The sequence below is a fragment of the Streptomyces sp. NBC_01803 genome (assembly GCF_035917415.1).
GTDB lineage: Bacteria > Actinomycetota > Actinomycetes > Streptomycetales > Streptomycetaceae > Streptomyces.
This window is the reverse complement of record NZ_CP109073.1, coordinates 2,860,153-2,880,864: the sequence shown is the minus strand read 5'-3', so window position 1 is coordinate 2,880,864 and position 20,712 is coordinate 2,860,153. Positions and strand designations below refer to the sequence as shown.

General features: G+C 70.7%; 26 protein-coding genes. All 26 read left to right on the top strand.

Features of this window, described 5'->3' with window-relative positions:
* Positions 1–186: 186 nt before the first annotated feature.
* The 26 genes from OIE51_RS12730 to OIE51_RS12605 all read left to right on the top strand — a co-directional run bounded on the left by OIE51_RS12730 (position 187) and on the right by OIE51_RS12605 (position 20,705).
* Positions 187–1,785, top strand: coding sequence for a DEAD/DEAH box helicase (locus OIE51_RS12730; RefSeq protein WP_326597768.1), 1,599 nt, complete (start codon positions 187–189; stop codon positions 1,783–1,785).
* Between the two features lie 11 nt (positions 1,786–1,796).
* Positions 1,797–2,015: a hypothetical protein gene (locus OIE51_RS12725; protein ID WP_326597767.1), complete on the top strand. Its 219-nt coding sequence runs from the start codon at positions 1,797–1,799 to the stop codon at positions 2,013–2,015.
* Positions 2,012–2,626, top strand: coding sequence for a hypothetical protein (locus OIE51_RS12720; protein WP_326597766.1), 615 nt, complete (start codon positions 2,012–2,014; stop codon positions 2,624–2,626). The genes OIE51_RS12725 and OIE51_RS12720 overlap by 4 nt, the downstream gene beginning before the upstream one ends.
* Positions 2,623–3,306, top strand: a complete 684-nt coding sequence (locus OIE51_RS12715) for a hypothetical protein (protein ID WP_326597765.1) — start codon at positions 2,623–2,625, stop codon at positions 3,304–3,306. Before OIE51_RS12720 ends, OIE51_RS12715 begins: the two co-directional genes overlap by 4 nt.
* A gap of 181 nt (positions 3,307–3,487) precedes the next feature.
* Complete coding sequence (locus OIE51_RS12710) at positions 3,488–4,222, top strand: DNA-methyltransferase (RefSeq protein ID WP_326597764.1); 735 nt, start codon at positions 3,488–3,490, stop codon at positions 4,220–4,222.
* A gap of 69 nt (positions 4,223–4,291) precedes the next feature.
* The gene (locus tag OIE51_RS12705) at positions 4,292–4,690 is read left to right on the top strand and encodes a hypothetical protein (protein ID WP_326597763.1); all 399 of its coding nucleotides are present in this window, start codon (positions 4,292–4,294) and stop codon (positions 4,688–4,690) included.
* A gap of 99 nt (positions 4,691–4,789) precedes the next feature.
* On the top strand, positions 4,790–5,077 hold the full coding sequence (locus OIE51_RS12700) for a hypothetical protein (RefSeq protein WP_326597762.1): 288 nt from the start codon (positions 4,790–4,792) through the stop codon (positions 5,075–5,077).
* A 38-nt stretch (positions 5,078–5,115) separates the two neighbouring features.
* On the top strand, positions 5,116–5,403 hold the full coding sequence (locus tag OIE51_RS12695; RefSeq protein ID WP_326597761.1) for an HNH endonuclease: 288 nt from the start codon (positions 5,116–5,118) through the stop codon (positions 5,401–5,403).
* 117 nt (positions 5,404–5,520) lie between these two features.
* Positions 5,521–5,766, top strand: a complete 246-nt coding sequence (locus tag OIE51_RS12690) for a hypothetical protein (protein WP_326597760.1) — start codon at positions 5,521–5,523, stop codon at positions 5,764–5,766.
* On the top strand, positions 5,729–7,270 hold the full coding sequence (locus tag OIE51_RS12685; protein ID WP_326597759.1) for a terminase large subunit domain-containing protein: 1,542 nt from the start codon (positions 5,729–5,731) through the stop codon (positions 7,268–7,270). Before OIE51_RS12690 ends, OIE51_RS12685 begins: the two co-directional genes overlap by 38 nt.
* A 16-nt stretch (positions 7,271–7,286) precedes the next feature.
* Complete coding sequence (locus OIE51_RS12680; protein ID WP_326597758.1) at positions 7,287–7,463, top strand: hypothetical protein; 177 nt, start codon at positions 7,287–7,289, stop codon at positions 7,461–7,463.
* The gene (locus OIE51_RS12675) at positions 7,460–8,644 is read left to right on the top strand and encodes a phage portal protein (protein ID WP_326597757.1); all 1,185 of its coding nucleotides are present in this window, start codon (positions 7,460–7,462) and stop codon (positions 8,642–8,644) included. The genes OIE51_RS12680 and OIE51_RS12675 overlap by 4 nt, the downstream gene beginning before the upstream one ends.
* A complete protein-coding gene (locus OIE51_RS12670; RefSeq protein WP_326597756.1) occupies positions 8,641–9,429 on the top strand; it encodes an HK97 family phage prohead protease in 789 nt (262 codons plus the stop codon). Before OIE51_RS12675 ends, OIE51_RS12670 begins: the two co-directional genes overlap by 4 nt.
* A gap of 141 nt (positions 9,430–9,570) precedes the next feature.
* Positions 9,571–10,992 carry a phage major capsid family protein gene (locus OIE51_RS12665; protein WP_326597755.1) on the top strand — a complete coding sequence of 474 codons (1,422 nt, stop codon included), beginning with the start codon at positions 9,571–9,573 and terminating at the stop codon, positions 10,990–10,992.
* Positions 10,993–11,071: 79 nt separating this feature from the next.
* Positions 11,072–11,422: a hypothetical protein gene (locus OIE51_RS12660; RefSeq protein ID WP_326597754.1), complete on the top strand. Its 351-nt coding sequence runs from the start codon at positions 11,072–11,074 to the stop codon at positions 11,420–11,422.
* 80 nt (positions 11,423–11,502) lie between these two features.
* Positions 11,503–11,817, top strand: a complete 315-nt coding sequence (locus OIE51_RS12655; RefSeq protein WP_326597753.1) for a hypothetical protein — start codon at positions 11,503–11,505, stop codon at positions 11,815–11,817.
* A gap of 3 nt (positions 11,818–11,820) precedes the next feature.
* Entirely contained in the window at positions 11,821–12,423 is a 603-nt protein-coding gene (locus OIE51_RS12650; RefSeq protein ID WP_326597752.1) for a phage head-tail connector protein, read from the top strand.
* Between the two features lie 8 nt (positions 12,424–12,431).
* Positions 12,432–12,875 carry a hypothetical protein gene (locus OIE51_RS12645; RefSeq protein ID WP_326597751.1) on the top strand — a complete coding sequence of 148 codons (444 nt, stop codon included), beginning with the start codon at positions 12,432–12,434 and terminating at the stop codon, positions 12,873–12,875.
* Positions 12,876–12,878: 3 nt separating this feature from the next.
* Positions 12,879–13,619, top strand: a complete 741-nt coding sequence (locus tag OIE51_RS12640; RefSeq protein ID WP_326597750.1) for a hypothetical protein — start codon at positions 12,879–12,881, stop codon at positions 13,617–13,619.
* 68 nt (positions 13,620–13,687) lie between these two features.
* Entirely contained in the window at positions 13,688–14,098 is a 411-nt protein-coding gene (locus OIE51_RS12635) for a phage tail tube protein (protein ID WP_326597749.1), read from the top strand.
* On the top strand, positions 14,098–14,601 hold the full coding sequence (locus tag OIE51_RS12630; protein WP_326597748.1) for a hypothetical protein: 504 nt from the start codon (positions 14,098–14,100) through the stop codon (positions 14,599–14,601). The genes OIE51_RS12635 and OIE51_RS12630 overlap by 1 nt, the downstream gene beginning before the upstream one ends.
* 9 nt (positions 14,602–14,610) lie before the next feature.
* Positions 14,611–15,018: a hypothetical protein gene (locus OIE51_RS12625; RefSeq protein ID WP_326597747.1), complete on the top strand. Its 408-nt coding sequence runs from the start codon at positions 14,611–14,613 to the stop codon at positions 15,016–15,018.
* A gap of 156 nt (positions 15,019–15,174) precedes the next feature.
* Positions 15,175–17,082 (top strand): phage tail tape measure protein, encoded by a 1,908-nt coding sequence (locus OIE51_RS12620; protein WP_326597746.1) that lies wholly within the window; start codon positions 15,175–15,177, stop codon positions 17,080–17,082.
* A 16-nt stretch (positions 17,083–17,098) separates the two neighbouring features.
* Positions 17,099–19,897, top strand: a complete 2,799-nt coding sequence (locus tag OIE51_RS12615) for a hypothetical protein (protein ID WP_326597745.1) — start codon at positions 17,099–17,101, stop codon at positions 19,895–19,897.
* A gap of 19 nt (positions 19,898–19,916) precedes the next feature.
* Positions 19,917–20,420, top strand: coding sequence for a hypothetical protein (locus OIE51_RS12610; RefSeq protein ID WP_326597744.1), 504 nt, complete (start codon positions 19,917–19,919; stop codon positions 20,418–20,420).
* 24 nt (positions 20,421–20,444) lie between these two features.
* Positions 20,445–20,705 carry a hypothetical protein gene (locus tag OIE51_RS12605; protein ID WP_326597743.1) on the top strand — a complete coding sequence of 87 codons (261 nt, stop codon included), beginning with the start codon at positions 20,445–20,447 and terminating at the stop codon, positions 20,703–20,705.
* Positions 20,706–20,712 lie beyond the last annotated feature (7 nt).

Genomic DNA, 20,712 nt, shown 5'->3' with positions numbered 1-20,712 from the left:
TGCGCGTGTGCGCACACGTATCTAGGGGTCTGTTTCTGCGTACCTTGCGTACCACCCCTCTATTTCTAAGAGAAATAGCAGGTCAAAGCCTTTATGGCCCCTGGTACGCACCCGGTACGCAGCGGTACGCACCGCGTACCGCCCCGCCCAGCCACCAAATCCCCGCCTCCGGATCGAGGTAGAGCCATGCCCGCATTCACCCCGCGCCCCTACCAGACCGAGGCCATCAACGCGCTCACCAACGGCTGGAAGGGCCCCCACAACCGCCTGGCAGTCGTCCTGCCCACCGGCGCCGGCAAGACCGTCGTCTTCGCCAACCTGATCCTCGCGATCCTCGCCGCGCTCAACGGCCGCCGCGCCCTCGTCATCGCCCACCGCGAGGAACTCATCCAGCAGGCCGCCGACAAGATCCGCGCCGTCGCCCCCGGACTCCGCGTCGGCATCGTCAAAGCCGAACGCGACGAGCACCACGACGCCGACGTCATCGTCGCCAGCATCCAGACCCTCGCCGTCCGCAAGCGCCGTGAAGCCATCCGCGACATCGGCCTGATCATCGTCGACGAGTGCCACCACGCCGCCGCCCCCACCTACATGACCGTCCTGGAGCACTTCGGCGCCTGGCGCGGCATCCCCACCGCCGGCTTCACCGCCACCATGACCCGGCAGGACGGCGGCCTCGCCGACGTCTGGGAAGAGGTCGTCTTCACCCTCGACATCCTCGACATGATCCCCGAGTACCTCGTCGACGTCCGCGGCAAGCGCGTCGTCGTCCAGGGCCTCAACCTCGACAAGGTCAAGACCCGCGCGGGCGATCTCCAGGACGGGCAGCTCGCCCAGGCCCTCGACGACTCCGGAGCCGCCGGCGTCGTCGCCGGCGCCTACAAGCAGTACGCCGCCGACCGGCCCGGTGTCGTCTTCACCCCCACCGTGGCCACGGCCCAGTCCATGGCCGACGCCCTGAACGACGCCGGGATACGCGCGGCCACTGTCTGGGGCGACATGCCGAAGGAGAGCCGCGCCACCGTCCTGAAGTGGTACGAGGCCGGGGACATCCAGGTCCTCACGAACTGCGCGGTGCTCACCGAAGGGTTCGACGCCCCCTGGACGTCGTGCGTCGTCATAGCCCGGCCGACGAAGTCCCCGGGCCTGTACTGCCAGATGGCCGGCCGCGGGCTGCGGATGTGGGAGGGCAAGAAGGACGCGCTGATCCTCGACGTCATGGGCGCCTCCACCCGCCACAAGCTCGCCTCGATCGTCGACCTGACCGGGCGGGAGATCGCCGACGTCGAGGAAGGGCGGACCCTCGGCGAGGCAGCCGACGCCGAAGCCTCCGACCAGCCGCTCGGCGAGGTCGACTGGGAGGACGTCGACCTCTTCCACAACTCGCCCGTGCGCTGGCTGCGCACCGACAGCGGCACCTGGTTCGTCCCGCTCACCAACGAGCTGTTCCTCTTCCTGATCCGCGGCGCCACCCCCGGGATGTACCGGGTGCGGAGGTGGGACGTCGGCCAAGGCGTCCGGGCCCCGAACCCCGATCTGGAGACGTCGCTCCAGTTCGCCATGCAGTGGACGGAGAAGCAGGCCCGGCAGCTCGCGCCGCCCGCGTTCGTCCAGCGCTCGGCGAACTGGAGGGAGAGGCCGCCGAGCGGCAAGCAACGGGCCTGGTGCCGGTACCACCGCATCGCCGTCCCGCCCGACGCCACCGCCGGCGAAGTCGCTGACCTCCAGGCGCTGAAGCGCGTCTCCAGCGTTCTCGAACGCATCCCCTCCGCCCTCGCCGCCTGAAGGAGCCCGCCGTGACCCCACCCGACGACTTCGACCCCGCCGCCTTCAAGGCCACCCCGGCCGCGCTCGGCATCAACACCCGCGCGTACACCGACGCCTTCGGACGGACGGAGATCCTGATCGACCGCGCAGGCATGGAGAAGCTGCGCGACGTCCTGAGGGAGACCGGCGACGACCGCGGCGCCTCGCTCATCCAGAACGCCCTCGACAAGGGAGGGAAGTCCCTGTGACCGCCACACCCGCCCGCGCCGCGGACCTCCTCGACCGCGCCGAGCGCGGCGTGATCCTCCCCGGCGGGAACACTGTCGCCCCCGCGCCCCCTCTGGTCATCGGTGCCGATCTTTCCCTGACCTGTACGGGCCTCGCGGGCGCCGGGTGGACCGACTTCGTCCGGCCGAAGAACCTGAAGGGCCACCCCCGCCTCGCCCACCTCGTCGACCACATCGGCGACTTCATCCGCAACGCCGACCTCGTCGTCTTCGAAGGGCCCTCCTACGGCAACGGCGTCCGCCACCGCCATGAAGACCTCGCCGGCCTCCGCGTCATGCTCCGCCACTGGTGCTGGAAACGCGGCATCCCCTACGCCGTCGTCCCCCCGTCCAACCGCGCCATGTACGCCACCGGCCGCGGCAACGCCTCCAAAGGCGAAGTCCGCACCGCCATCACCGACCGGTACGGCATCGAACTCGACGGCCCCGCCCGCTACGACCGCGCCGACGCCTACGCCCTCCTCGCCGCCGGCCTGCACCACCTCGGCCACCCCCTCGCCCCCGTCCCCGAACGCAACGCCACCGCCCTGGCCGGCTGCCAGTGGCCCGACACGGAAGGACTCGCAGCATGAACGCCCGCACCGACACCCGGCAGGCCGCCGACAACCTCCGGCTCATCCTTCGCCACTGGCCCGATCTCGGCGACGCCGTCGCCCTCCGGCAGAACACCGACTGGCCCCCCGCTATGGGCATCCAGCGCCTCCGCGAGCCCGACGAGTTCGGCGACGGCCGGCCCGGAGACGTCCGCCAGCTCCCCATCGCCCCCGAAGTCCTCGACGCCATGCGCGAGATCACCGACACCCTGACCGAGCTGACCGACCACACCGCCAGCCAGATCCAGCGCCAGCCCATCTACGCCTCAACACGGCAGGGGTGGACCGACGACCTCCACCGCCAGGCCGTCCTCCTCGCCGCCCGCGACGCCGCAGACCCCCGCCGCTGGCGCATCGGCCACACCACCAACACCGCCGTGCAGGCCGCCACCTGGCTCCTTGCCCGCCTCGACGGCCCTACCGACGGCCCGTTCCGCCCCCTCAACACCGCGCAGAGCCGCCTCATCGCCGACGTGGCCGCTGCCTGCGCCATCACCACCAACCGCATCCTCCACATCGCGAGACGGCGCGCATCAACCGGGCGTCAGCACGACGGCTGCGGCGGCGACATCACCATCGAAGGCGGCGATGGCGGCGAACCCGGAGCGGTCTGCGGACGCTGCGGACGCACCTGGCATCTCACCACCGCAGCAGCGTGACGCCCCGTAGTTGCGTCCCGGGCGATCATGCCGCACACTGGGCCGCAAGTCCGGCGTGCCCGGACACAGAACCTCCCGAAGGCCCCGCCGCACCCGGCAGGGGCCTTCGCCTGTTCTCCCGCCGCACACTGGCTAGCTCGCTGCCCACCGGCCGCGCAGGCGACTTGCCCGGAGGCTGCCCATGACCTGGACCCTGCATCACGGAGACGCCCTCCTGATCCTGCCCACCCTCAACACCCCCATCGACGCCGTCATCGCCGACCCCCCGTACAACTCCGGCGGACGCACGATGACCGAACGCACCAGCCGTACCGCCCGCGAGAAGTACCTCACCAACGACGGACGCCACCACGGCCACGACCTCGGCGACTTCACCGGCGAGAACCGCGACCAACGCGCCTACGGCTACTGGCTCTCTCTGCTCCTGGCCGAGTGCTTCCGCCTCACCCGCCCCGGCGGTGCCGCCCTCGTCTTCACCGACTGGCGCCAGCTCCCCGCCACCACCGACGCCCTCCAGGCCGGAGGATGGACCTGGCGCGGCATCGCCGTCTGGCACAAACCCACCGCACGCCCCCAGCCCGGACGCATGCGGCAGGACTGTGAATTCATCGTCTGGGGCAGCAACGGCGCCATGATCCCGGGCAACGACCCGGTATACCTGCCCGGACACTTCACCGGAAGCCAGCCCCGCGGCAGCCAGCGGCAGCACATCACCCAAAAGCCCGAGGACGTCATGCGGCAGCTCGTGCGCATCGTCCCCGAGGACGGCACCGTGCTCGACCCCTTCGCCGGCAGCGGGACAACCGGCGCCGCCGCCCTCAGGGGGGGCAGGAACTTCATCGGCATCGAGCAATCCGCCCACTACGCCGAAACCGCCCGTACCCGGCTCCGAGCGATCACCCCCGCACTCACCTGACCCGGCCGGCGCGGTCACATCTCCGTCACGACGCCAACGGGCCCGGCGCCCGGCCGACATGCTGACCGCATGACACACACCCGCACCGCCTTAGCGCTCGCCGCCGCAGCTCTCGCTGCCCTCGCCACCGGGTGCAGCAGCTCCGACAGCGATGACACGGAGGCGAACCAGGACGTCGCATACACCGTCACGGGTGACGACAACCGCGGCGCCCAGACCTACCTCGACGTCGAGGTAGAGACCGCCGACGACCTCGAGGCCGTCTTTGACGCGGTGATCGCCGACCTGGACGAGGACGGCGGCTACTTCGTGGACATCAACTGCTCAACCGGCGCCACTGAGGCGGCGGACAACCGCCTCGCCAACGGCCGTTACGCCCGCGGCGACTCCGGCGCCGCCGCCACCGGCCTGCCTGCCGGGGAGAGCGAGTTCGAACCGGTCGCTGCCGCGACCTGCCCGGCCGAATAGCCGAGTATCACAGACCACCTGGTGCGGTGGACGGGGAGCAGCGGCCCCGGGAGCGTGCGGCTCCCGGGGCCGTGGCACACCGCGAGAGGAGCAGGACCCATGTCCGTCGTCCACGAGCTGCGCTTGACGCGCGAGGCCATCCTGATCCCGCCCAGCGAGACGGACGCCAACCCCTGGGCCGAGTACGTGGCGGGCCCGGTTACGGCGAGTTGTACCTGCGGCCTTACCCTCACCGGGCTGGACGCCGCACGCGAGCACTGCCCGCACCCGGAGACCACCGACATCGGCACCCACCGGGACGGCCCTGACGCACTCCACTGCTGCACGGCCTGCGGCGGGCGCCTTCGCCGTACCGCCGACGGCGACCTGGTTCCCGTCGGCGGGTAGCCCCCACCCCCCTGCCGCCCCGGAGGGAGGCGCCGCCGATGGCCAAGCGCACCGAGCTGACCAGCTACGCCTACCGCAAGATGCGCGCCCGGGTCCTGGCCGAATCCGACGTGTGCATCATCTGCGGCCACCCCGACTCAGACGCCGTCGACCACGTCACTCCCGTCGCTCGCGGCGGTGCGCGGCTGGACCCGGACAACATGGCCCCGATCCACGGCGTGACCGGCTGCCCGACGTGCGGGCGCAAATGCAACAACGAGAAGTCGGACCGGCCGTTGTCGCAGGTCACGAGGCTGAAGACGTCTCGTGACTGGTACGCGGAGTGATCTGATCGGCCGTCGGCCCTGGGATTTTTAGAAATCGGACATTTCTCAGCCCCGTGCCCAGCTTTTTCTTTTCTCTCTCCCAGCCGATCACCACGGGAACGATCTTGAGGGGGCGCCATGGCGGGGCCGGTTGAGGCTGCGGTGCGCGACGACGTGGCGCAGCTCGGGGACCTGGTCGGCGTGGAGCCGTCGCTGGCCGAGATGGCGTACACGCTGGCGCGGGAGATCGACGCAGGTGGCGGGGAGGAGGGCAAGCAGCTGCCCGCGCTGAACCGGGAGTTGCGGCAGACGCTCGCGCAGTTGCTGGAAGGGCGGGCCGCCGAAGATGACGATGACCTCGGAGACCTGGACACCCCCGAGTGAGTTCGCCGCCCAGTGCCGGGAGTTGTGGGAGCTGAGCTGCCCGCCCCGGTGGGGAACTCCCCGTCGCCCGGAGCGGAAGACGCTGGGGCCGCGGGTCGCGAAGGTCATGACCAAGCTCGGATACCCGCCGATGCCATGGCAGCAGTACGTCTTGGACGTGGCGCTGGAGATCGACCCGGAGACGGGCCGGTTCGCCTACCGCGAGGTGGGGCTGTCGGTGCCACGGCAGCAGGGGAAGACGCAGCAGATTCTCGGGGTGATGACGCATCGCATCGCGGCGTGGACGCGGCAGAACGTGGTGTACGCGGCGCAGACGCGCGGTATGGCGCGCACCCGGTGGGAAGACGAGTTCATCGAGACGCTGGACGCGAGCTCGCTGGCGGGGAAGTACCGCACGCGGAAGAACAACGGCAACGAGGCGATCATCTGGACCTCTACCCGGTCGAAGCTGGGGATCACCTCGAACACGGAGAAGGCCGGCCACGGGCCGCCGCTCGATCTCGGTGTGATCGATGAGGCGTTCGCGCACGAGGACGACCGGCTGGAGCAGGCGATGTCCCCGGCGATGCTGACCCGTCCGAAGGCTCAACTGTGGTGGGCGTCCGCAGGTGGCACGGAGAAGTCCGCGTACCTGAACCGCAAGCGGCAGCGTGGCCGGGAGCTGATCGAGGAGCTGTGGAAGAGCGGCGAGTTCCCGGCCGTGGCGTACTTCGAGTGGTTCGCGCCGGACGACATGGACCGCACCAGCCCGGCGACGTGGCGGGCGTGCATGCCGGCGCTGGGGCACACGGTGGACGAGGCGACGGTGCGCGCCGAGCTGGACAAGCTCGAGGCCCCGGAGTTCGACCGCGCGTATCTGAACCGCACGAGGAAGGCGACGCCGCCGCAGGATCCGAACATCCCGGTGAAGCTGTGGCCGCAGCGCGCCGAGCCGACCTCGAAGGCGAGTACGGATGTGGCGCTGGCGCTGGATGTCTCGGCGGACCGCACGCACTCGTCAATCGGCCTGGCCTCGGTGCGGGCGGACGGCCGTGAGCACTGGGAGCTGGTGGACCGGCGCGCGGGGACGGACTGGGTGGTGCCGGCGCTGGTGAAGCTCAAGCGGCTGCACCACCCCGTCGCGATCGCGGTAGCGGCGACGGGTTCGCCGGCCGCTTCGCTGATCGACGACCTGGTGGCGGCGGGGATCGACGCCCCGGAGGATCCGGAGCATCCGCAGCGTGGGGACCTGGCGGTCCTGCGCAGCGGGGACCAGGTCGAGGCGTGCGGGCAGTGGGCCGACGCGGTCGCGCAGGGCACGGCGGTGCACATCGAGCAGGCGCCGCTCACGGCGGCGGTGACCGGCGCGCGCACGCGGTCCGTGGGGGATGCGTGGGTGCTTCACCGTAAGTCGTCGCTGACGGACGTCTCGCCGCTGTGCGCGGTGGTGTGGGCGCGGTGGGCGCTGCTGACGCGGCTGCCTGCGGTGAGCGAGGACTACGACGTTTTGGAGTCGGTCTACTGAGGGGCGGTGGTGGGTGATGCGCGAGGTGTTCACGTCGCTGCTCGATGTGCTGGGGCTGCTGCTGGTGGCCGCGGGCGCGGGTGTCGCCTTGGTCCCGGTGGTCGGTGGCGGTGCGCTGGCGGTCAGTGGCGGTGTGGTGCTGGCCGGGTCGTGGTGGGCTGCCAGGGTGCCGCGGTCGGGTGGCAGCGGATGAGCCTGTTCTCCCGGCGTGCGTATCCGGGGCAGACGGCGGACCAGTTGATCCCGCAGCGTCCGCAGCAGCGCAGCGGTACGGCGGTGGTGACGAACGAGACCGCGATGCGGCACAGCGCGGTGTGGGCGTGCCTGCGGCTGCGGGCCAACCTGATCTCCACGATGCCGGTGGATGTGTACCGGCGGGTCGACGGAATCCAGGTGGAGGTGCCCAAGCCGCCGGTGCTGGTGGCCCCGGGCGGTGAGCGGGTCGGGATTCAGGAGTGGCTGTACTCGACGCAGGTCGACTTGGACCGGGCGGGTAATGCCTTCGGCCTGATCACCGCGCGGGACGGTCTTGGCCTTCCGGCGCGGATCGACCTGGTGCCGCTGGCCGACGTGACGGTGGTAGTCCGCAAGGGGGTGCTGACGTACCGCATCGCTGGCACGCAGTACGAGCCGCGTGAGGTGTGGCACGAGCGGCAGTACACCCTGTCCGGTCTGCATCTCGGGCTGTCCCCGGTGGCCTACGCCGCGTGGTCGATCGGGGAGTACCTCAGCATTCAGCAGTTCGCGCTGGACTGGTTCGGCAACGGCGCTGTGCCCTCGGCGCATCTGAAGAACACCGCGAAGACGATCAGCCCGGGGCAGGCGACCGAGACGAAGCAGCGGTTCAAGGCGGCGGTGGCCAACCGGGATCTGTTCGTGACGGGCGCGGACTGGGAGTACAAGATGATCGGGGCCGAGTCCGCCGGCGGCGACTGGATCGAGGCGAAGCGGTTCGGGATCGGGGACATCGCCCGGTACTTCGACTGTCCCGGTGATCTGATCGACGCTGCCGTCTCGGGCAGCTCCATCACCTACGCCAGCATCACGCAGCGCAACTTGCAGTTCCTGATCATGAGCCTGGGGCCGGCGGTGAGCCGCCGCGAAACGGCACTGGGCACCCTGACATCCCGGCCCAGGTTCGTGAAGCTCAACGCGGCGGCGCTGCTGCGGATGGACCCGGCTGCGCGTGCCGCGATGCTCAAGACGCAGATCGACTCCCGCACGCTGACGCCGGACGAGGCTCGCGAGCTGGAGGACCGGCCGCCGCTGACCGATGCGCAGATGGCGCAGTTCGACCGGCTGTTCGGCCAGAAGAACACCACCCCGACGACCGCCGTGAGCGGTGGCACGGCACCGACAGGAGCGATGACATGAGCGACATGGCCAGCCTGCGGGCGCAGGCCGCCACGGCGCGGTCCGCCGCCGCAGGCTCGACGACGATGGCCGTCCCCCGCGACCGGCCGGAGTCGCCCGAGGTGCGGTTCACCTCCGAGCTCCGTGCGAAGAAGGTGATGCGCGACGAGATGGAGTGGTACCAGGTCGAGGGCTACGCCTCGGCGTTCGAACGGGGCTACGAGATGTGGGACATGTTCGGCCCGTACACCGAGGTCGTCTCCGCCGGTGCCGCCGACGCGACGCTCGCCGCCGACCCCGAGGTGGTGTTCCGTTTCAATCACGCCGGCACCCCGATGGCCTCGACGCGCAACGGCCGTCTGGAGCTATGGGCGGACGGCGCCGGCCTGGGGCAGCGCGCCTATCTCAACCCCAAACGCAGCGACGTGCAGCTCCTCGTCCAGGCCATCGACGACGCGGACGTGCGCGAGCAGTCGTTCATGTTCCGCATCACCTCGGGCCAGTGGTCCCCGGACTACACCGAGTACCGCATCAATACGTTCGACCTGGAGCGCGGAGACGTCGGCCCGGTGACCTACGGCGCCAACCCGCACACCTCCGTGGCCGCGCGGTCCGGGGAGTTCCTGGCCGCGATTGACACGCTCCCGCCCCTGGTGGCGCGGGAGGCGTACAGCAGGCTCGCCCAGCGCGGCGACCTGACCGTGAAGCCGGTGGTGCCCGCGACGGCGCCAACTCCGGTACCGGCCGCGCAGGGCCGCTCGATCTCCATGCTGCGCACCCAGCTCCTCATCGCCGAAGAGGACTGACCGAACCACACTCCCAGCACGCCGTCCGGCAGATCGCCCGGAGGCGGGATCCCAGACCGGCGCCCGGCAGATGCCCCGGGTCGCGACGAAGGGTCGCGCTGACCACCTCTCCTGACCGATCTACCGGAAGGACATCCGGCCATGCCCGGAACCATTGACGACCTGGTCGCCTCGATCGAGGTCGAACTGGAGGCCGCGCACAAGCGGCTCAAGAAGTGCGGGGCCGAGGTCAAGCTGATCCTTGACAAGGCCCAGCAGGACGGCCGCTCGGCGCTGACCGCCGAGGAGGACGAGCGGGTCACCGAGCTGTTCGCCGCCCGCGACCAGGCCCGCGGCGACATCGACGGCATCGAGCGGAAGCTCGCCAACGCCAACAAGATCAAGACCGAGGAGATGGAACGGGCCGAGCAGGCCAAGAAGGTCACCCCGACGGAGACCCGCCGCCCCTCCTACGACCAGGTCGCCCGGGTCGGCACCGAGGAGCGCACCTACCGCAAGGACGCGGACCCGCTCGGCAAGGGCTTCCTGATGGACATCGCCCGCCAGTTCTCCTACCAGGACGTCGAGGCCGCCTCCCGGCTCGCGCGGCACATGCAGGAGGAGCGCGTCGAGCGCGCCGAGTACATGCAGCGCGCGGTCGGTACCAGCGCCTTCACGGGCCTGACGGTGCCGCAGTACCTGACCGACATGTACGCCCCGGCCACCGCGGCGCTGCGGCCGTTCGCCGACATCTGCAACCGGCACCCGCTGCCGGACCAGGGCATGTCCATCGAGATCTCCCGCATCACCACAGGCTCCGACGCCGGCCTCCAGGCGACGCAGAACACTGCGGTGACGGAGCAGAACATGGACGACACCCTGCTGTCGGTGCCGGTCAAGACGGCGTCCGGGCAGCAGACCGTCTCCCGGCAGGCGATCGACCGCGGCACGGGCATCGAGGACGTCGCGTTCCAGGATCTGTTCAACCGGGTCGCCACCCGGCTGGATGCCACGCTCCTGAACGAGGCCGCCACCGGCCTGACCAACGTGGCCCAGGCCAACGCGTACACCGACGCCTCGCCGACGGGCGCCGAGTTGTACCCGAAGATCCTGGGCGCGGCTGCGGGTGTCGAGGCCAACCTGCTGGCGATGGGCGCTCCGACGCACGCGGTCATGCACTCCCGCCGCTGGTACTGGCTGTCCAGCCAGATGTCCAACAGCTGGCCAATGGTCAACTTCCAGAACATTCCGGTGCAGGCGTCCGCGACGGCCGACCCCAGCAGCTCGTATGCCTCGGGGCCGCGCGGTGTCCTGCCGAACGGCATGATCGTGGTCGTCGACAACAACATCGGCACCGCCTACGGCGCGGGCACCAACGAGGACGAGTTGTACGTCGTGCCGTCCACGGAGTGCCACCTGTGGGAGGACGACAACGCGCCGCTGTTCATCCGCGCCGAGCAGCCGCACGCCGCGTCCCTGGGCGTGCTGCTGGTCGCCTACTCGTACTTCGCCTACACCTTCGGCCGCTACACCAACGGCATGCAGAAGGTCGGCGGTACGGGCCTGGTCACCCCGACGTTCTGACCCCGCACCGGCACGGTGCCGGGCGGGCCCTCGCCGCCCCCCGGCACCTGCCGGCAGGCCCATACAGAAGGGACAGATCGTGGGACTCAGGAGCGTTCAAGCCGAACTCGCCCTGCCGTCGGCTGCGCGCGGCGCGGGCACCCACACATCCGGCCCGCTCGCGCCCGCGGGCGTGGCGGCCGATGTGATCCTCACGGTGCACTGCACCGCTACGTCCGGCACCCCGACGCTGGACGCCTCCCTGGAGGAGTCCGCGGACGGCGCCAGCTGGACGGCCGTGCCCGGCAGTTCGGTCACACAGCTGACCGCCGCAGGCAACCGCGTCGCCGCAGCCGCCATCACGAAGAACTTCGTCCGCGTGACCAGCACGGTCGCGGGCACCACCCCCAGCGTCACCTACCGGGCGGCGCTATGGATCAGGTCGGAGTAGCCGACGCCTACGACTCAGGAGCTGGGCGGCAACGGGCTGCCCGGCAGCGCCGAGCTCCGGACCGTTTTGAGGAGATACGCATGGCACCCGATGAGCGGATGATCGCCGCGTTGCAGCGGGAACGCGCCGGGTACGCGGCGCGCGGCCTGGACGACCGGGTCCGCCAGGTTGACGAGCAGCTCGCCCACTACGGCTACGAACCGGACCCGGAGGACGGGCCGCAGGGACGGACCGCCCCGCCGCAGGACACGGCGGACGCCACGGCGGTGGCGGCGCAGCCGCAGGAGACTGCGGAGGCAAGCGCCCCCGCGCAGGTGAAGCGCGGCCGTGGCCGGCCGCGCAAGCCGCAGACTGAGGCGGGCCCGGCCGATGCGGGCAGCGCCACTGGGGACTGACCGGTGGCCAACGAGTACGCCGACCTGGCCACCATGAAGAACAGCCTGAATATCCAGACGTCGGATACGACGTCGGACGCGCTGCTCAACCGGGCGCTCACCTCGGCCTCGCGCAGCATCGACGCGACGTGCGGGCGCCGGTTCTGGCTCGATCCGGCGCCGGTCGCGCGCACGTACCGGCTGCGCGGACGTGTGGTGTGCGAGGACGACGGCGAGGTGCTGCTGACCGACGACATCGGCACCGCGGCTGGCCTGACCGTGGAGACCGGGGCTGCCGGGAACTGGACGGCGACCACCAACTACGAGACCAGCCCGGACAACGCGCTGGCCGACGGCCGTCCGGTGACCGGGCTGCTGCGCGCGAACGGCATGTGGGGCACCGGGCTGAGCACGGCGCGGGTGCGGGTCACCGCGCGCTGGGGCTGGCCTACGGTTCCGGACGACATCGCGCAAGCGGCGCTCATCCAGGCGCTGCGCCTGTACCGCCGCAAGGACTCCCCGGAGGGCGTGACCGGCTCGGCGGAGTGGGGCGTTGTGCGCCTGTCCCGCCGGGACCCGGACGTGTGGGCGCTCATCGAGAGCTACATCGCGCACGGCTTCGGATAGGAGGCACTGTGCAGATCTCCGCCATCCGCGACGCCCTCGCCGACGCCGCCCGCGACGTGGTCCTGCCGGCCGGACTGCGGGCTCTGACGTGCACCGGCTACGTCCCCGACGCCATCACCGAGCCGCATTTCTTCGTCGCCGATTACGAACAGACCTTCGACCGCGCCATGCGCCGGGCGCTGGACGAGCTGGAGTTCACCACGCGGGTCCTGGTCGGCCGCCAAGACGACCGCGCCTCCCAGCAGCTCCTCGACTCCATGCTGTCCGGCTCCGGCCCCGCCAGCCTTAAGGCCGCGATCGAGGCCGCGCGCGGCGCCCCCGGCGAGTACGCCCTCGGCGGCCTGGCGCACGATCTCCACGTCATGCGGGTGCAGGGCTACCGCTGGTACGAGCACCAGGGCACCGAGTACGTCGGCGCCGAACTCATCATCAAAGTCATCGGGGAGGGCTGAGCCATGCCGAAGCGGATCCTGCTGGACTGCCGGCTGTTCACCGGCGGCGCCGACCTCTCCGGCGCGAGCAACAAGGTCGAAGTGAGTGCCGAGACGGAGGACAAGGACGTCACGAACTACCGCTCCCCGCAGGGCTGGAAAGAGATCCTCGGCGGTCTCTCCTCGGCCGTGATCACGGGGGAGGGCCAGTGGGAGGCCGGCGACCCGGGCAAGGTCGACAACGTGTCCTGGGCGGAGCTCGGCGCCGTCGGCGCCTGGACGGTCTGCCCCACCGACAGCATCGTGGGGGCGCTGGCGTACTTCACCCGGGCCCTGCGCGCGGACTACACCCTGGGCGAGGCCGTCGGCGAGGTCGCCCCCTGGAAGGGCACCGCCAAGTCCTCCTGGCCCCTGGTGCGCGGGCAGATCGGCCACCCCCCGGGCACCGCCCGCACCGCCTCCGGTACCGGCACCGGGTTGCAGATCGGCGCCGTCGCCGCGGGGCGCAGGTTGTACGCCGCGCTGCACGTCCTGTCCGTGGCCGGCACCGGCACGCCTACTCTGACCGTCGCCATTGAGTCTGACGACGCCTCCGGGTTCGCCTCGGCCACGACACGGCTGACGTTCGACGCGGCGACTGCCGCCGGCGGCCAGATCCTGCGCACCGACGGCACCGCCATCACCGACACCTGGTACCGCGCGAACTGGACGATCAGCGGCACCTCGCCCAGCTTCCTGTTCGCCCTCGCACTCGGCGTGGCCTGAGCCCGCCGCTCCCCACTATCCCGGCCGCGGGCGGTCCGGGCCCCGACATGCCCTGAAGGGGGTTGATCATGGCCAAGATGGTCCTGCTCGCCGAGTACGTGAGCCTGAACGGCACCGATCTGACCGAGTACACCCGCAAGGCCGAGCTGACCACCGAGGTGGAGGACAAGGACGTCACCACCTACGCCTCCGGCGGGTGGAAGGAACTCCTGGGCGGCCTGAAGTCCGGCGAACTGTCCCTGGAGTTCCTCCAGGACGTCGCCGCGACGGAGCTGGACAGCATCATGTGGCCCTTGCTCGGCACCGTCGTCACCTTCGAGGTCCGCCTGTCCCAGGCCGTCGTCGGCACGTCGAACCCCAAGTACACGGGCAGCGTGCTGATCAACGGGTGGAACCCGATCGAGGGCAGCGTGGGTGATGAGGCCAGCGTCGGCGTCGGGTACCCGACGTCCGGCGCGGTGACCCGGGCCACGGCCTGATGGCCGGCGATGGGCCGCCGTTCGACGTGTCGGTACAGCCGGAGGGCCTGGACGCCCTGGTCCGCCGCATCCGCGACGAGGAGGACGGCAAGAACCTCCGCAAGGAACTCGCGAAGAACCTCCGTGAAGAACTCAAGCCCGCCGCGACGCTCGCGAAGTCCGGGATCATGTCGATGAGCAGCAGCGAGCCGGGTACAGCCCCGGCGCTGCGCTCCTCGATCGCCAAACGCATCAAGCCCGAGGTGAAGCTCGGCGGCAGGTGGACCGGCGCCCGGGTCAAGTCCCGCAAGACGCCGGGGATCAGGGGCTTCGCCAACGCGCCCAAGCGCACCCAGGCCAAGGCCGGATGGCGCACCCAGTCCTGGGGCAACGGCACCTGGCGCACCCAGCAGGGCAAGGTCGACTGGTTCGACCGTGCGATGGAAGGCCGCCTCAACCAGTATCGGCAGGCGTGCATGAAAGCGATGGAAGCGATGGCCGCGCGGATCGCGGGCCGAGGATAGGAGCAGCCCGTGTATCTCGTCCACCACCCCGAAGGCCAGGAAGAGCCGACACGCTACAAGTACCTGCCGCGCAAACTCCGCGCCGTCGACCGGGAGGAACTGGAGCGCCGCTCCGGCATGAACTTCGCCGAGTTCACCCAGGCCGTCGTGCAGGGCAACGCCCTGTGCCGGCGCGCGCTGCTGTTCATGTTCCAGCGCCGCGACCACCCGAGCCTGCGGTTCGATGACGTGGACTTCGCGTGGGACGAGCTCAAGCTGGAGTATTCCCGGGGCGAGCTGGCCAAGATGCGTGAGGGCATCGAACAGTCGGTGCCGGCCGCGCAGCGCGCCGCAGTCCTGGCTGCCCTCGACGAGCAGATCGCCACCGCCTACAACGAGGTCGACGAGGGAAAAGCGAGTCTGCCGATCGCCGACTGAGGCGACTCGGCGACGCCGCGCACCTCCTCGGGATCAAGGCCCGTGACTGGGATGACCTGACGGTCGAGGAAACCGACCACTACCTCAACTGGCTCGACGCCTACGAAAAGGCGCAGCGCGAGGCCAGCGAAAAAATGAAGCGGGGACGGTGACCTGATGAGCTCGGATACGTCCCTGATCTTCAACATCATCGCCAAGGACAAGGCGTCCGCCGCGCTCGCGAGGTTCCAGGAGCGGGTGGACACGGCGGCACCGGCGATCGGCGCGGGCGTGGCGGCTGGTCTCGCCGCCGGGCTGATGTCCGAGCTCGACGTCTCCGCGGCGAACGACCGGCTCGCCGCGCAGCTCGGCGTCGGCCCGGCGGAGGCCGCCGAGCTGGCCGAGGTATCCGCCTCCGTCTACACCCAGGCGTGGGGCGACAGCACCACGACGGTCAACAACGCCATCCGCGGCGTCTACCAGAGCATCGGCGACACGTCCGAGGCCGAGGGCGGCTTGGAGGGCGTCACCATCAAGGCCCTGGCGCTGGCCGACGTCCTGGAGCAGGACGTCGGGCAGGTCACCACCGCAGTGGGCCAGATGCTGTCCACCGGCCTGGCCGACAACGCCGACCAGGCGTTCGACCTCATCACCGCAGGCATGGAGGCCGGGGCGAACCGCGCCGGCGACTTCCTCGACACGCTCATCGGCGGCGCCGACAACCTCAAGACCTTCGGCTTCGACGGGGCAACCGCGACCGGGCTGATCGTGCAGGGCCTCGACGCCGGCGCCGAGTCGGCCGACTCCGTCGTCGGCCTGTTCGAAGAGCTCGTCGGCAACGTCGCCGCGGGCGGCGACGACCTCGCGCAGATCTTCACCGATCTGGGGCTGAACGCCGCCGAGGTGACGGCCGGCCTGACCTCCGGCGGTCCCGAGGCGAACGCCGCCCTCGACCAGCTCCTCGACGCCCTGCGCGGTGTCGAGGACGGCACCGAACGCGCCGCCCTCATGGCCAGCCTCTTCGGCGAGGAGGGCGCAGCCATGCAGAACACCCTCATGGCGATCGACCCCAGCAGCGCAGTGCAGGCCCTCGGTCAGATCGAGGGCGCGGCGGGCGAGATGGCCGAGACCCTCGGCGACAACCCCGCCGCCGCGCTGGAAAGCTTCAAGCGCCAGGCGCTGATGCAGCTCGCCAGCATCGCCGGCGGGATCGCGTCGTGGGCGATGAACAACCAGGGCATCGTCCGTCCCCTGGCCGTGGTGCTGGGCGTGGTGGCCGCGACGATCCTGCTCGTCAAGGCCGGCACCATGGCGTGGGCGGCAGCACAGACGATTGCCACAGTGGCTACGACCGTCTGGCAGGGCGCGCAGTGGCTCCTCAACGCCGCCCTGTGGGCGTCGCCTGTCACGTGGATCATCGCCGGGATCATCGCCCTGATCGCGATCGTGGTCCTGATCGCCACGCAGACGACCTGGTTCCAGGACATCTGGCGCGTCGCCTGGGACTGGATCAAAGACGCGGCAGCCGGAGTGTGGAACTGGATCACCGGGCACTGGCCGCTGCTGCTGGGCATCCTGACCGGACCGATCGGCCTCGCGGTCGGCCTGATCACCGACAACTTCGATCGCGTCGTGGGATTCGTGCGCAGCCTGCCGGGCCGCATCAGCTCCGCCGCGTCGGGCATGTGGAACGGCATTGAGGACGGGTTCCGCTCGGCGGTCAACGGCATCATCTCCGGCTGGAACAGCTTGAGCTTCACCGTCGGTGGCGGAAGCTTCATGGGCGTCGGAGTCCCCTCCTTCACGCTGGACACCCCCAACATCCCGATGCTCGCCACGGGCGGCATCATCACCCGCGCCGGAGCGGCGATCGTTGGCGAACGCGGCCCGGAACTGCTGTCCATGCCGCGCGGCGCCGCCGTCAACCCGCTGCCGCGCGGCGGGGGCCGGGGCGGAGGCGGGGGGATCTACCAGATCAACCTCAACGTCGACGGGCGGACGCTGGCGCGGCTGCTGATCGACCCGATGCGCGGCGAGATCCGGCACATCTCCGGCGGCAACGTCCAGGCAGCACTCGGACAATAGACAGGGGGCGAGCACCGTGACGACCTGGCCGCAGGGCCCGCTCGGGCAGCGCTACACCATCTGGGACGGCACGCAGTGGGTGGACGTCACCGGCGATGTGCGCACAGTGGAGAACACCGTCACCACCCGGGGCCGGCCGGACGAGGCGAGCCAGCCCACCCCCGGCCGCTGCGCCTTCCACATCAACAACCGGGACGGCCGCTACACCCCGCGCAACCACCGCAGTGACCTGTACGGGCTGATCGGCCGCAACACCCCGATGCGGCACGAGGTACGCGGCCCCGCGCCCTACCTGCTGGTGCCCGACCTGGCCGGCGCGCGGGCCCGCGTCGCGTCCACCAGCGCCCTGAACATCTCCGGTGACCTGGACGTGCGCGTCGACGCCGCGCTGGACAGGGTCGCCGCCCAGGACCCGGTGCTCACTCCCTTCGCTCCGTTCGCCCAGGAGGTCATCGCCCGGTACAACGTCACGGGCAACGCCCGCATGTGGCGCCTGCTGATCTCCAGCCTCGGGAGTCCGGTACTGACCTGGTCGACCACCGGCGCGGACCTGAAGGAGCTGGCGGCCACGGAGGTGCTCCCGGTGGCCGCCGGGGAGCGGTTCGGGCTGCGCGTCACCTTCGATGTCGACAACGGCGCCGGCGGCCACACAGCCCGGTTCTTCATCGCCCGCGACCTGGACGGGCCGTGGCAGGAGCTGGGGCTGCCGGTCACCGGCAGCGGCACCACCAGCATCAACACCACCGGCACCGCCGACCTGGAGATCGGCGACATCGCCAGCATCGGTTTCTCCCGCGGCCCCGGCCGCTACTACCGCGCCCAGATCCGGTCCGGGATCGACGGCACCGTCCTCGCCAGCCCCGTCTTCAGCAGCCAGATCACCGGTACGACGAGCTTCAGCGACTCCGCCGGCCGCACCTGGCTCATCTCCGGAGGCAGCGAAATCACCGACTATTACCAGAGGTTCAGCGGCGAGATCCCGTCCTGGCCGCCACGGTGGGACGTCTCCGGAACGGACGTATGGACCGGACTCGAGGCCACCGGCCCCCGGCGTCGGCTGAGCCAGGGCCAGAAGGCACTGAAATCGACGCTGAGCCGGCGGGTGCCGTCCTACAGTCCGGTGGCGTACTGGCCGATGGAAGAGGCACGCGAAGCCACCCAGGGATACAGCCCCATCGAGGGCGTGACACCGCTGGCAGCCACCGGCCTGTCCTGGGCAGCGGACGACACGCTGCCCGGCTCATCGGCGCTGCCGACCATCAACGCCGGGGCCACGATGCGCGGCGCTGTCCCCGCCCCCACCGGGGCGCCGACCAGCTGGCACACGGAGTTCGTCGCCCGTCTGGACTCGGCGCCGGCCACCTACCGCACCGTCATCCGCTACCAGAGCACCGGCACCATCGCGGACTGGTGGATCCAGCTCCAGACCGGGATCGCCAGAGTGCAGGGCTACGACGCCGACGGCAGCCTGGTCGTGGACCAGGCCGTCGGCATCGGCTCGGACGTCTACGACGGCCGCTGGAACCGGTGGCTGTTTTACGCCTCCCAGTCCGGCGGTACCGTCTCGTGGACGATCCGATGGCTGTACGTCGGATCCGGCGGCGGCTCGTTCTCCAGCTCCTATACCGGGACTCTCGGCCGGATCACCGGCGTGTCCTCACCCCCCGCCTGGCATTCCGACCTGGCCGGGATAGCGATCGGGCACATCGCGGTCTTCGCCCCGCAGCAACTCGACGCGTTCGAGGCCGCCGACGACGGGTTCGCCGGCGAGGCCGCGACCATCAGGATGCGCCGCCTGGCCCAGGAGGAACGCCTCCCCCTCAACGTGACCGGCGCCGCCGCGAACGCGGCGGCGATGGGGCCGCAGCGCCCGGCCCCCCTGCTGGCGCTCCTGGACGAGTGCGCAGCCGCCGACGGCGGCCTGCTCACCGAGCGGCGCACCGGGATCGCGCAGGAATACCAGATCCGCCGGCTGCGCTACAACCGCCGCCCCGCGCTCCAGCTCGACTACGCCGCCGGGCACATCGCCCCGCCCCTGGAACCCGTCGATGACGACCTCGACGTCCGCAACGACGTCACCCGCACCCGCCGCGGCGGCTCCTCGGCCCGCGCCGTCCTGGAAACCGGGACCCTGTCCGTGCAGGACCCCCCGGCAGGGATCGGCCTGTACGACGAGGCCGTCGAACTCAACGTCGCCCGCGACGACCAACTCGAGGGCCTGGCGTGGTGGCGGCTGCACCTGACCACAGTCAATGAGACCCGCTACCCCAAAGTCACGCTCAACCTGCGCAACCCCGCCAGCCAGGCGTGGCTCCAGGAATACCTCGACCGCGTCGACATCGGCGCACGCATCACCATCGCCAACCCCCCGCAATGGCTGCCGGCCGACCCCATCGACCTGATCGTGCAGGCGTACACCGAGACGGTCAACGAGTACGACTGGACCGTGGAGCTGACATGCACCCCCGCCTCCCCATGGACGGTGGCCACCACCGCCCCCGACGCGCCCACGGCCACATCCCCGCCCCACCGCGCCGACACGCTGCTCTCCACGCTCGCCGCCCCCGCCACAGCCGCCGCCACCACCCTGTCCGTGGCCACGGACACAGCCGCCGGCGGCTACACCTGGACCACCAACGCCGCCCACTTCCCCTTCGGGATCGTCGCCGGCGGCGAGCCCATGACCGTCACCGGCATCACCGGCACGTCCAGCCCGCAGACGTTCAACGTCACCCGCACCCCGGCCTGGGCCGCCGACCACAACCCCGGCGAACCCGTCCACCTCGCCCCGCCCGCACCCGCCATCGGCCTGTAGAGAAGGAAGGGGACCCCCGATGCCCTGGCCCTACCGCCCCGGCGAACCGATCCTCGCCGAGGAACTGAACACCGCGCTCGGCAAACGGGTCGAACTGATCGCGGACAGCGCCGGCGTCACCAGCTCCATCGCCCTGGTCACCACCGGCCTCGCCGTCCCCATCGCCGCGAACGCCCAGTACGACTTCCGGGTCCGCGTCGCCTACAGCAGCTCCCAGGCCGGCGGCGCCCGCTTCGCCTGGACCGTACCCAGCGGCGCCGCCATGTCCCGGCACGTCCTCGGCGTCACCGACGGGCAGTCCGCCGCGTCCGGCACCGTCGTCATGCGCGCCCGCGACATCGGCACCGAACAACTCGTCGGCGGCGGCCTCACCTTCGGCTCCTACTGGGAAGACGTGCGGGTCGTGACCGCCGGCACCACCGGCAACTGCACGCTCATGTACGCCCAGGCCAACAGCAACGCGACCGCGACCATCATCCGCGCCCTGTCCTTCGTGGAGTACCGGCGCGTCAACCCAGCCTGAACACCGAAGGGGACCACCACCGCCATGGCCGCACCGAACGGCGCCACCAGCGTCATCTACACCATCCACCTGTCCGAGGGAAACCCCGACCTCGAACAGGACTACACCTTCCCCGTCGGCACCGGATCCGTCGGCGGCGACCTCCGCGACGACCTCGCCCAGACCGCCGCCAACGCGATGGTCGCCTTACTCCAGCAGCGGTACCCCAGCCGCACGGTGTACGCCTCCCGCCGCTACCAGGGAGCCATCGACGGCACCCCCTGGCCCACCCCCGAGGAAGCCTGACCCACCC